We start from the raw sequence: 11439 nt of genomic DNA, 5'->3' as shown, positions 1-11439 counted from the left end.
TTACTATATATTTAAGGGATTGAGGTATGTAATGAAAAAGTATTCATTAGTAAAAACATTTATACTATACAGTCTTATTACTTTTATTTTAATTGGCGCCGTTTTATCGTTTGTCATATCGAATCATATTAAAAATGATTATCATCAAAATTTATATGGTGCCGCTCAAATTGCCGTGGACAGTATAAATGAAAGTATTTTAGTAGAATCTGATTTTGATAATAATATTGATAACGCTAAGCAAATGCTTCTGGAAGAAAATATCAATAGATCATTGAGCCTGTATATGCCCCAATCATATACCATGTTTAATAATAAGAAGAAAATAGTATTAACAAACAGACAGTCCTCAGAGACAATAACTGCAAATGATCTTAGTGGTGTTGATATGATACTGGAAAGTAAGGTAACATATTATATCTCCAAAGCTTATTCTATTAATGATGTAATTAATACAAGAGTATTCAACTTATATGTTCCGATAAAATATAAAGAGAACATTGCAGGAGTACTAATGCTTCAAATCCCGGAAGTGGTTATTAAATCACATGTGGATATGCTTTTAAAAGAAATAATTTTGACTATGTCTGGTGGATTGCTGGTACTCTTTTTGTTGTTAATAAGAATCTTGTATTCAGCATCAAAGACATTAAGGAATCAAAACAATGAACTAATAAATCAAAAAGCAGAGATCGAAACAGCTTATAAACAGCTTTCAGACTCATATAGGAACACTATATCAGCATTATCAAATGCAGTCGACGCCAGAGACGCATATACCGCTGGGCATTCGGAAAGAGTAACAAAAATATCTCTTCTTATAGGTGAAAATCTTGGCTTGTCAGCGGATGAGATGAAAAAACTGGAATACGCCGCTTTATTCCACGATATAGGTAAGATAGGAATTCCTGATCATATTCTGTTAAAGAACAGTAAACTTACGGACGAAGAGTTCGCTATAATTCAAAAGCATCCTGAAATGGGGGTAAATATACTTAAATCTATAGAGTTTCTAGATGATATTCTGCCCATAATCATGCATCACCACGAAAGATATATCGGCAACGGATATCCGGATAAGCTTAGTGGAGAAAGAATTCCGCTGTGTTCTAAGATAATATCAGTGGCAGATACATATGATGCGATGACATCTAATAGACCTTATCGAAAAAAACTCCAACATGAGGTAGCAGTCGATGAAATATTGCGTAATAAACAAGTACAGTTTGATGCTAGAATCGTTGACGCTTTTTTAGTAATAGAAAAATTATTGAATGATGATAACAAACGAGGAGAGTGAATATGAATAAAAAATTCACTGCTATAGTTATTTTGTCCATGATATTATTGGGCGCTGTTTGCGGATATACATTTTATTTGATTTTTATGTCGACTAGCGAAAGTTTATTAATACACTGTGTTTCAACTGGAATTATTTATGGTTTAATCAATTCGTTATTTACATTGTTTTTTATACATAGGTACAGTATTCTAAAAGTAGATAAACAAAAACTTGAACAGGAAATAAGAATAGATAAATTAACTGAATTATATAATAGATATGCTTTTGAAGAAGATATAAAGAGTCTGAATAACAGCTCAACTTACACTGTGATTTATTTGGACATAGATGATTTTAGTAAATTTAATAACACCTATGGACATGAAGCAGGCGATAACGTATTAAAAAATGTGGCAAAAACAATTAAAGGTAGCATTCGGAACATTGATAAAGCATATCGATATGGCGGTGAAGAATTGATAGTTATTTTAGATGAGTGTTCAAAAGAATTAGCTTTGAAAATTGGTAATAGAATTGTAGAGAATATCAGGGATTGTGATAATACACCTTATTCAGGAATTACAGTTTCTGCTGGATTAGCTTCTGCTCCTGATGATGCTGAGTCTATTGTTAATCTATTAAGAGCAAGTGATATAGCTTTATATAGAGCGAAAGAATTTGGAAAGGATAGATTAGTTTGTTATCAGAAAAAAAAGGAGCAAAATTTCACTGATAAATTGTGAGTAGTTTAGTATTTGGTTAGAGTATTATAATATATTTTTTTTGAATAGTATCCATAGCCTTCAAATTGATGAAAATTATATCAGTTTGAAGGCAATTTCTTTTATACGCAGGGATTCAGCATTCCCAAAGCTGTAAAGGATTTTCTATCCCAAACTAACATAAAATCTGCCATACGTCTATATATCCATAAATTCCAAAGTACTTTTATCTTTCTGTCGAGAAGGAATATATGAAGCTTACATTATCAGATTGATTTTCCAATTCTAAACATCTTTCATAGAATATCACAACAATTAAATTTATTTACCATAAAACAAATTTGATTGATATATTCCGCGGAATTGAATCAGAACTGAATTAGTGAATTACCTAACTGCTTTTTTATTATTTTTTCACTTTTTAATCTCAGATTTCTTTCTCTGGTATTGGGGGTTAAAAAACTGGAATTTACTTTTTCACTTTACGGTACATTGTGGGGACATATTCCGCAGAATCAAATGGAACAATCGCGGTTGCAAATCTACGGTTTGGCGCTGCACCAGCAGAGTTGATAAAGATGGGCCAGATTGTTCTGCAAGAACTGTACGAGAAGAACACCTTCATGAAGTGGTGGTAAAGGCGATAAACGAAGCCTTTCGGGAAAAAGAAAACATCCTGCCTCTTTTACGAGAAAACATCGAAAGCAGTCTGACAGAGGATGTAACGGATCAAATGGCGGCGCTTGATGAGCAGATAAAGGTGATCCAGCACGAGCTTTTAGCAACAGCCGATATGAAGAACCCGGGTGATGACCTTGGCATGGAGGTCAGAAGATTGCGTAATGAAAAGCAAGCCCTCCGGGCTGAAGCATCATCACATCAGGACCTTAAGTTACGAATAGATGAAATGATGACTTTCCTCGACTGTCTGCCAAGCGAGCTTAACGAATACGATGAGCAGTATACCAGGACACTCATCGACAAAATCACGGTCTATGATGATCATTATATAGTCGAGTTTAAATCTGGGATTGAAATCCAAATCGACCAATAATCCTTGACATAAAATCACCCGTACCTCTTTTTCTTGAGGTGCGGGTTTTGTCTAGTTCTAAACATTCTATTGTTATTTGAAATCAAATGTTTTATAATTATCTCATTGAAGTATAGAGGCGCTCAACAGTCTTTCAAGTTCATGGAATGTATGATTTTACAAGGAGGCCAATAATGAATAAAAAAGATAACAATCTTAAAGATGGAAATATGGACCACAGTAAGATGGATCACAGTAAGATGGATCACAGCAATATGGATCACAGCAATATGGATCACGGCAAGATGGACCACAGTAAGATGGATCACAGCAATATGGATCACGGCAAGATGAATCACAGCAATATGGATCAAGGCAAGATGGACCACAGCAAGATGGACCATAGCAAGATGGACCATAGCAAGATGGACCATAGCAACATGGATCATGATCGTGGTGCAATGGGAGGGCACGCCCACCACCATCATGGTAGTTTCAAGGAAATTTTCTTGAAATCACTCCCATTGGGAATTGCAATCTTATTTATTACTCCCTTGATGGATATTCAATGGCCTTTCCAAATCATCTTTCCTTATGCAGACGTTGTAGCAGCTGTCTTGGCAACAATTCTATACATTTATGGCGGAAAACCATTCTACATGGGTGCGAAAGATGAGTTTAATTCAAAAGCTCCAGGCATGATGTCCTTGATTACTTTGGGAATAACGGTTTCTTATGCCTATAGTGTTTACGCAGTGGCCGCTCGATATGTGACCGGAGAACATGTCATGGACTTCTTCTTTGAGTTTGCAACGTTACTTTTAATCATGTTATTAGGACACTGGATTGAAATGAAGGCATTGGGTGAAGCAGGGGATGCGCAAAAAGCTCTAGCAGAATTATTGCCAAAAGACGCTCATGTTGTTTTAGAAGATGATTCGATTGAAACTCGTCCTGTGTCTGAACTTCAGGTTGGAGATGTTATCCGTGTTCAAGCAGGAGAAAATGTTCCAGCTGATGGTATCATTATTCGCGGAGAATCCCGTGTAAACGAGGCCCTCTTAACAGGTGAATCTAAGCCAATCGAAAAGAATGTTAAAGATCAAGTCATTGGTGGATCAACAAATGGTAGTGGTGTCCTATATGTAGAAGTAACAGAAACAGGGGATAAGTCCTTTATCTCACAAGTACAAACATTAATTAGCCAAGCACAAAGCCAACCATCTCGAGCAGAGAATGTGGCTCACAAAGTAGCTAGCTGGTTGTTCTACATTGCCGTTGTAGTAGCTTTAATCGCTCTACTAGTCTGGATGATCATTGCGGACCTACCCACAGCCGTTATCTTTACTGTGACTACGTTAGTTATTGCCTGCCCACATGCTTTGGGTCTTGCTATTCCCTTGGTAGTATCACGTAGTACTAGTTTGGGTGCAAGCCGGGGATTACTGGTTAAAAATAGAGAAGCTTTGGAATTAACTACTAAAGCGGATGTTATGGTATTGGATAAAACAGGTACTTTAACAACTGGTGAATTTAAAGTGTTGGACGTCACTGTTTTGAGTGATAAATATTCTGAAGAAGAAATTACAGGCTTGTTGGCGGGTATAGAGGCGGGCTCCAGTCACCCGATTGCCCAATCGATTGTGAACCACGCTGAAGCGAAAGGCATTAAGTCAGTTTCCTTTGACTCCATTGAAATCGTTTCGGGAGCAGGAATAGAAGGGGAGGCGAACGGCCACCACTATCAATTAATCAGCCAAAAGGCATACGGAAAAGCATTGCGTATGGATATTCCGAAAGGCGCTACTTTAAGTATCCTTGTAGAAAATAATGAAGCAATCGGCGCTGTCGCATTGGGAGATGAACTGAAAGAAACCAGCAGAAACTTGATCGAGGTGCTGAAAAAATACGGAATTGAACCACTCATGGCTACTGGTGATAACGAGGAAGCTGCACAAGGAGTTGCAGAAGTTCTAGGTATTCAATACCAAGCCAATCAATCTCCGGAAGATAAGTACAAGCTGGTCGAGTCCATGAAAAACCAAAACAAGACGGTTATCATGGTGGGAGACGGGGTCAATGACGCACCTTCCCTTGCCTTGGCAGACGTAGGTATTGCAATCGGAGCTGGAACGCAAGTAGCTTTGGATTCTGCGGATATTATCCTTACTCAGTCTGATCCAGGGGATATTGAATCCTTTATCGAGTTAGCAAACAAGACGACACGTAAAATGAAACAAAACTTGGTATGGGGAGCAGGCTACAATTTTATCGCGATTCCAATTGCTGCTGGCCTCCTTGCTCCTATCGGCATTACCTTGGGTCCGGCCTTCGGCGCCGTCCTCATGTCCTTATCGACCGTTATTGTTGCGATCAATGCCATGCTTTTGAGATTAGACCCGAAATAAAACGAAGCAGGAACAAAAAAACACTGGCTGGTGTGCTGTACAAGGATATACGTACACCCACGGATTTCCGAGAAAAAACAGGACTCCATCATTTTAATCTGGACCTGATTTCAAGGACAATATCGGATAGTAATTCTTAACACAATTTTACCCGCAGCTCTTTTTATTGAGTTGCGGGTTTTCAATTTGTAAACATTCAATTGTTATTTGAAACCAAATGGTTTACAATATTTCTATTGAGGCATGGAGGGACTATTATGAAAACCTCGGACATGATACGACGGCTATGTGAACAAATGAATATCAGTGTCTCCGAACTGGCTAGACGCTTAGATCAGTCGCCACAGAACTTCGGGAAGAAGCTGAAGCGTGAAACGATAACCTTAGAAGAGCTTAAGACCATAGCAGATGTGATGGATGTTAAGTTTGAACAGGCTTTTATTCTGCCTGATGGTAACGAAATAAAAACAGGAAGCGAGTAAAGGAGAAAAACAATGGTTTCTGAAGAATTAAAGCTAATTATTGATGAGTTAAATATACAGGGTAAAATGATTTTTCTTGAGGCGACTACAAAAGAAAAAATCACAACCTTTGAAAGAGAAAAAAATGTTACGCTTCCATCCAAATACAAAGAATGGTTGCAGTTTTCTGATGGTGGTGAGTTCTTTTTGCCCGCAGGTATTCAATTATATGGAATTGAACACAAACCAGTGATTAATGTGAATGATAATTCACGACCAAACGATGATTATATAGTTATTGGAGCTCTGGCATCAGGAGACCCAATCTTATGCGAAAAGAGCAGCGAAAAAATTGCTATATATAATCAAGAAGCTGGAAGGATAGAAGACGATGAGATTTACGATGATTTTATAGCCTTTCTTAAAGATCTGCATGATTTGCTTGGCATAGGAGGTTGATACCATGTCGAGAAGAACAGCAGAATCTAACAAGGCGATACTTGCGGCTTGGAATAAGGAACAGGAACTTGTTCAAGAAGGAAAAGGGACAAGAGAATGGACGCCCCAACAACAGCAAGATATTCTTGATAAAGGTAAGGCCTATGATGAAGATGGAGTAGCTTTTCAAGGACAGCATATGAAAAGTGTGGAAAAATATCCAGAATATCAAGGAGATCCCGAAAATATTCAGTTCCTAACAAGAGCAGAACATTTAGAGGCCCACGATGGGAATTGGAGAAATCCGACTAATTGGCATTTTAATCCTGTTACAAAAGAAAAAACTGACTTTGGAGATGGAAAATTTATTCCGTGCGAAATAATACAATTAGCCGATCCTGTAAACAAAGCACAAATTAAACGAGAAATTGAGAAAGAAGTTGATCAAAAGTCTGTTAGTGAAGGTCAGAAAAAGGCAGAGTCAAACATAAAACATGAATCTCCACACAAGACTGTACCACCTAATAAAACAGAAGATATAGCAAAGCAGGGGTTTGTACCGAAATTGAAGAGTGGCCTTAAATTCATAGGTAAAACAATTGTAGAATTTCCAGAAAAACACCCGAAAGCAGTGAAAGCAATAAAGGGCGTTGGAATAGTTGTGGCTACTGCTGCTGTAGCTGCTGTCAAAGAATCATCAAGGAGAGGTTCATCAAATTCAGAATACGGATGGCCAGGTGATTATGACCGCGATGAGTATGAAGCTTCAAACTATAATTATTCTGATGATGAGTATGAAGATTCATATGATAATTATCCTGTTGATCAGGACACTTCAGAATCCTCAGAGCGTTCTTCTCCGGATGAACACACAGTGAAAGGACATGGACAGCGTTATCATTATAAAGATGGTAGTGTTAAGTGGAAAGATAAAGATCCATACCCACGTGGTGGAAACAATGATGAATAACAAAAGCTCCTCCCGGCCATCATAGTCGATGTAATAATTGATATGTTCCCACATACGAAAGCCCTCAGTTGATATCTTCCCTCAAAGAGAATAATATTCAGGATACTAATATTTGACAGCTATGACTTCCTCTTAACACATGTTGAGACGGTTGTATTGATGTCAAGGGTAGATAATATGATGATTAGTCCGGAAAGTTACTATGAAGAGTATCTCAAAGGAAAGACAAAGGAAGAAATAATGACCGCCATCCGAGGACTTAAGCAAGAAATAGGACGTCTAAAAAGTACACTGGAAAATCCTGACTATGATGATAACGCAATTATTCATCCGGATAAGTTTACCTGCATTTACTGGACTCGTGGGTACTTGGAAAAAGCTAAAGAGACCTTATGAGAGAATATGAAAGGGGCATTCAAATGAAAAAAAAGGATTTGATGCATGAAATTAAAAATCAATATATAGAAAAACAAGGGTATCACGATGTTACTCACACTCATCATCAAGGACATGAGTCAGCTTCACACGCTTCATGTATCACTGTAGTTCCGATCTTTAATCATTTAGAAGGAGAACAGATGGAGGAAATTATGAAAGTAACGAAATCGACCTCTTTTAAAAAGGGTGAAGTAATTTACCGAGAGGGAGATATATCCGACTTGTTATATATTGTAAGTAAAGGGAAAATTCGAATTTACCGTTTGTCTGAATCAGGAAAAGAACAATTAGTGAGAATATTAAATCCAGGCGATTTCACTGGAGAGCTTGCCTTGTTTCGCGAATCAATTCAGGAAGCATATGCAGAAGCAATGAGTGATACCGATGTATGTATGATTAGTAGAAATGATTTGCAAGAATTTTTATTAAAGTACCCTACTATATCTTTGAAGATTTTATCGGAATTCTCTAACCGATTAGAAACATCAGAAAAACAAACAACGAGATTTGCCACAGAGAAGGTAGATACTAGATTAGCACTGTTTCTTGCAGAATGCATGGAAAGCGGAGATGCTCCAACGGAAATTGAATTGCCAATGAGTAAAAAGGATTTAGCCTCTTATCTAGGAACTACTCCAGAAACTATTAGTAGAAAGTTAGCTGACCTTGAAAATGAAGGATATATAAAACAAAAATCAGGTAGAAAGATTGAGATTTTGGATTTAGATGGATTGTTGTTGGTATAAACTTGATTTAGATCAATTTAATTTCTTTCAATCTATAGTATTATATAATCAAGATAAAGAAAAAATAAAACAAGAAAGAAGGAAAAAAATATGTCAAGACAATTAAATTTTAATCAAGTAAAGGAAACTCATTTAAAAACATTAGCACAATATGTTCCAGTTGTAGCAAAAGTTCATGGAGGAGATCATCCAGAATTCTACCAGGTTCGTAAAGTATATGATGAACTTGCAAAGAAAGCAAAAGATGCGGGAGTAGAAAAGCCGGACTTAAAAGAGGAGTTTGTAAAATTACGTGAAATCACAGATAATTATACAGTTCCAGGTGATGTATGCGAAAGTTATGAAGCAGTATATAACATGTTAGCAGAATTAGATAAAGCATATGAAGCATAAAAGAAAATAAACAAAGCAATGAAAAGATATAAATAATCTAATAGGGAGGAGTATGAATATGCAAAAATTTATATTAGGAAGAAAAAACCATATTACAATAGTAAGTGCAATTTTAATAATAATTGCATTTGTCAGTAAATTAGGCTTCGAAAACGAACAAATAGCCATATGGGCATTAGTAATTGCTTCAATTTTGGGAGCTTCACCTATTGCGATTCAAGCGTATCAAGCATTAAAAGTCAAAGTAATTAGTATTGATGTTTTAGTTACCATTGCAGTTATCGGAGCCTTTATAGTTAGAAACTACGAAGAATCAGCAATTGTTACATTTTTATTTCTATTTGGAGCTTATCTAGAACAAAGGACACTTAATAAAACACGTTCTGCAATTAAAGAATTAACTCAAATGGCACCAGAAAGTGCCTTAAAACAAGTGGAAAATGGTGAGTTTGAAGAAGTAGAAATAGATGAAGTTGATGTAGGAGATATTTTGCTTGTTAAAACGGGTGCAAAAATCCCAGTTGACGGTACAGTGTTAACAGGAGAAGGGCATATTAATGAAGCAAGTATTACAGGAGAAGCGGTTCCTGTAAGTAAAAAGAAAGATTCGGGGGTATATGCCGGAACAATTTTAGAAAATGGAACTATTCAAATCACTGCTGATCGTGTAGGTGAGGATACTACTTTTGGTAAAATCATTGAGTTGGTTGAAGAAGCGCAGGATTCAAAATCAGAAGCAGAACGTTTCATTGATAGATTTTCTAAATACTATACACCAGCTGTTTTAGTTCTCTCTTTTATTGTATGGATATTTTCAAGGGATATTGAACTTGCAATTACAATATTAGTTTTAGGATGTCCAGGAGCATTGGTAATCGGTGTACCGGTTTCAAACGTCGCGGGGATTGGCAATGGAGCACGTCATGGAGTCCTTCTAAAAGGTAGCGAGGTTATTAGTGACTTTAGCAGACTAGATACCATGGTATTTGACAAAACAGGTACATTAACAATAGGAAATCCCAAAGTAGCAGATAAAGAAATTTATGCAGATAATGTATATGAAGTATTAGGGTATCTAGCAAGTGTTGAAAAGGAATCAGATCATCCATTAGCAAAAGCAGTTGTAGAATATATTGGAGATATAAAATTATATACAGTTGAAAAAACAGATGTTGTAAAAGGTGGAGGAATTGTAGCTCATGTAGAAGGTCATAAAGTTGCAGTCGGTAATGTGGCACTAATGGAGCAAGAAAATATTCTTTTAAGTGAAAAAGCTCGTGCAGATATTGCCAGATTTGAGAAAAATGGAAATTCACTTGTTTTAACATCAGTTGATGGTGAATTAAAAGCATTGATGGGTATTCGTGATCAAATTCGCCCGGGTGTAAAAGATGATCTTAAAAAGTTGAAAAAACTTGGTGTTAAAAATCTAGTAGTTCTTTCTGGTGATAACCAAGGAACAGTTGATTTAGTAGCACGTGAACTAGGACTTACAGAAGCTCATGGACATATGTTGCCAGAAGATAAAGCAACATATATTAAAGAGTTACAAGAAAAAGGTCAAATTGTGGCATTTGTTGGAGATGGAGTAAATGATAGTCCTTCACTAGCTCTAGCACAAATTGGAATTGCTATGGGAAATGGAACAGATGTAGCAATCGAAACTTCAGATGTTGTTTTAATGAATTCAGATTTCAGCCGCTTGCCACATGCATTAGGTTTAACAAAAGCAACCGCTAATAACATGCTTCAAAATATTATTATTGCAGTAGGGGTTGTATTAGTCCTTCTTGCCAGCGTATTCTTTAGTGAATGGATGAACATGTCAATCGGTATGTTAGTACATGAAGCAAGTATATTAGTAGTGATTTTAAATGGTATGAGACTTCTTCGCTATAAATTAAGAAAATAAAAATAAATAAAATTCTTGATGTAAATCAATTTATTATAGATAATAATAGTATATAATACAATTAACATAAACTAAAGGAGAGATGAAAAATGCAAAAAGCAACAATTCAATTAGAAACATTAACATGTCCATCATGTATGCAAAAAATAGAAAATGGAGTTAAATCATTAGATGGAGTAGACAAAAAAAGCATAAAGGTGCTATTTAATTCAAGTAAAGTTAGAGTGGAATATGATGATGAAAAAGTATCTATAAAAGATATTGAAAATGCCATCGATAAATTAGGATATGAAGTTATAAAATCTCAAGTAAAAGATTTATAAAATAAGAGGGAATAAGTTTGGTTTTAATGATATCAGATGCTGGTTAATGTCATCTACGGTAAAGGACACAGTTACCAAGTTATTATGTCGTTGATATCTTCTCACACACGAAAGCCCACAGTGGATATGTTCTCACAAAGAGAATTTCTGATAAAAATATTTTGGTTACTAGTATTTGACAGCTATAACTTCCGCTCAAGCCACGTTGAGACGGTAGTTAAGCTGGAAAGAAAGTAGAAATAAGTTAATAGAACGATTAAGAGCCACTGAGTGTCGTAAACATGCTTGGTGGCTTTTTCTTATACTAAATAAA

At 36.1% G+C, this 11439-nt stretch carries 12 protein-coding genes; all 12 read left to right on the top strand.

The window, feature by feature from the left end; genetic code table 11:
* Window positions 1–31: 31 nt before the first annotated feature.
* The 12 genes from PATL70BA_RS06165 to PATL70BA_RS06110 all read left to right on the top strand — a co-directional run bounded on the left by PATL70BA_RS06165 (window position 32) and on the right by PATL70BA_RS06110 (window position 11126).
* Window positions 32–1300 carry an HD-GYP domain-containing protein gene (locus tag PATL70BA_RS06165; RefSeq protein WP_058491514.1) on the top strand — a complete coding sequence of 423 codons (1269 nt, stop codon included), beginning with the start codon at window positions 32–34 and terminating at the stop codon, window positions 1298–1300.
* Between the two features lie 2 nt (window positions 1301–1302).
* Window positions 1303–2025, top strand: coding sequence for a GGDEF domain-containing protein (locus PATL70BA_RS06160; RefSeq protein ID WP_125136555.1), 723 nt, complete (start codon window positions 1303–1305; stop codon window positions 2023–2025).
* 361 nt (window positions 2026–2386) lie between these two features.
* A complete protein-coding gene (locus PATL70BA_RS06155) occupies window positions 2387–3058 on the top strand; it encodes a recombinase zinc beta ribbon domain-containing protein (protein WP_197715795.1) in 672 nt (223 codons plus the stop codon).
* Between the two features lie 239 nt (window positions 3059–3297).
* Complete coding sequence (locus PATL70BA_RS06150) at window positions 3298–5445, top strand: heavy metal translocating P-type ATPase (RefSeq protein WP_197715815.1); 2148 nt, start codon at window positions 3298–3300, stop codon at window positions 5443–5445.
* 257 nt (window positions 5446–5702) lie between these two features.
* Window positions 5703–5927, top strand: a complete 225-nt coding sequence (locus PATL70BA_RS06145) for a helix-turn-helix domain-containing protein (RefSeq protein WP_125136553.1) — start codon at window positions 5703–5705, stop codon at window positions 5925–5927.
* Window positions 5928–5939: 12 nt separating this feature from the next.
* A complete protein-coding gene (locus tag PATL70BA_RS06140) occupies window positions 5940–6365 on the top strand; it encodes an SMI1/KNR4 family protein (protein ID WP_125136552.1) in 426 nt (141 codons plus the stop codon).
* Between the two features lie 4 nt (window positions 6366–6369).
* Window positions 6370–7314, top strand: coding sequence for a teneurin-3 (locus PATL70BA_RS06135; protein ID WP_125136551.1), 945 nt, complete (start codon window positions 6370–6372; stop codon window positions 7312–7314).
* A 177-nt stretch (window positions 7315–7491) separates the two neighbouring features.
* Window positions 7492–7710 carry a hypothetical protein gene (locus tag PATL70BA_RS06130; protein WP_125136550.1) on the top strand — a complete coding sequence of 73 codons (219 nt, stop codon included), beginning with the start codon at window positions 7492–7494 and terminating at the stop codon, window positions 7708–7710.
* A gap of 23 nt (window positions 7711–7733) precedes the next feature.
* On the top strand, window positions 7734–8498 hold the full coding sequence (locus PATL70BA_RS06125) for a Crp/Fnr family transcriptional regulator (RefSeq protein WP_172596126.1): 765 nt from the start codon (window positions 7734–7736) through the stop codon (window positions 8496–8498).
* A gap of 90 nt (window positions 8499–8588) precedes the next feature.
* On the top strand, window positions 8589–8891 hold the full coding sequence (locus PATL70BA_RS06120; protein WP_125136549.1) for an iron-sulfur cluster repair di-iron protein, ric: 303 nt from the start codon (window positions 8589–8591) through the stop codon (window positions 8889–8891).
* Window positions 8892–8949: 58 nt separating this feature from the next.
* A complete protein-coding gene (locus PATL70BA_RS06115; protein WP_125136548.1) occupies window positions 8950–10803 on the top strand; it encodes a heavy metal translocating P-type ATPase in 1854 nt (617 codons plus the stop codon).
* A gap of 89 nt (window positions 10804–10892) precedes the next feature.
* Window positions 10893–11126 carry a heavy-metal-associated domain-containing protein gene (locus tag PATL70BA_RS06110; protein WP_125136547.1) on the top strand — a complete coding sequence of 78 codons (234 nt, stop codon included), beginning with the start codon at window positions 10893–10895 and terminating at the stop codon, window positions 11124–11126.
* The last annotated feature ends 313 nt before the right edge of the window (window positions 11127–11439 follow it).

The sequence above is a fragment of the Petrocella atlantisensis genome, assembly GCF_900538275.1.
In the GTDB taxonomy this organism is placed as follows: domain Bacteria; phylum Bacillota; class Clostridia; order Lachnospirales; family Vallitaleaceae; genus Petrocella; species Petrocella atlantisensis.
Note: the sequence above shows the minus strand (reverse complement) of the source record. Positions and strands in the feature narration are given on the sequence as shown.

Excerpts from the sequence above, each read along its gene's own strand:
- PATL70BA_RS06150 (WP_197715815.1), top strand. The coding sequence starts at position 3,298 with ATGGATCACAGCAATATGGATCACAGCAATATGGATCACGGCAAGATG.
- PATL70BA_RS06125 (WP_172596126.1), top strand. The coding sequence starts at position 7,734 with ATGAAAAAAAAGGATTTGATGCATGAAATTAAAAATCAATATATAGAA.
- PATL70BA_RS06115 (WP_125136548.1), top strand. The coding sequence starts at position 8,950 with ATGCAAAAATTTATATTAGGAAGAAAAAACCATATTACAATAGTAAGT.
- PATL70BA_RS06140 (WP_125136552.1), top strand. The coding sequence starts at position 5,940 with ATGGTTTCTGAAGAATTAAAGCTAATTATTGATGAGTTAAATATACAG.
- PATL70BA_RS06160 (WP_125136555.1), top strand. The coding sequence starts at position 1,303 with ATGAATAAAAAATTCACTGCTATAGTTATTTTGTCCATGATATTATTG.
- PATL70BA_RS06165 (WP_058491514.1), top strand. The coding sequence starts at position 32 with ATGAAAAAGTATTCATTAGTAAAAACATTTATACTATACAGTCTTATT.
- PATL70BA_RS06120 (WP_125136549.1), top strand. The coding sequence starts at position 8,589 with ATGTCAAGACAATTAAATTTTAATCAAGTAAAGGAAACTCATTTAAAA.
- PATL70BA_RS06135 (WP_125136551.1), top strand. The coding sequence starts at position 6,370 with ATGTCGAGAAGAACAGCAGAATCTAACAAGGCGATACTTGCGGCTTGG.
- PATL70BA_RS06145 (WP_125136553.1), top strand. The coding sequence starts at position 5,703 with ATGAAAACCTCGGACATGATACGACGGCTATGTGAACAAATGAATATC.
- PATL70BA_RS06110 (WP_125136547.1), top strand. The coding sequence starts at position 10,893 with ATGCAAAAAGCAACAATTCAATTAGAAACATTAACATGTCCATCATGT.
- PATL70BA_RS06130 (WP_125136550.1), top strand. The coding sequence starts at position 7,492 with ATGATGATTAGTCCGGAAAGTTACTATGAAGAGTATCTCAAAGGAAAG.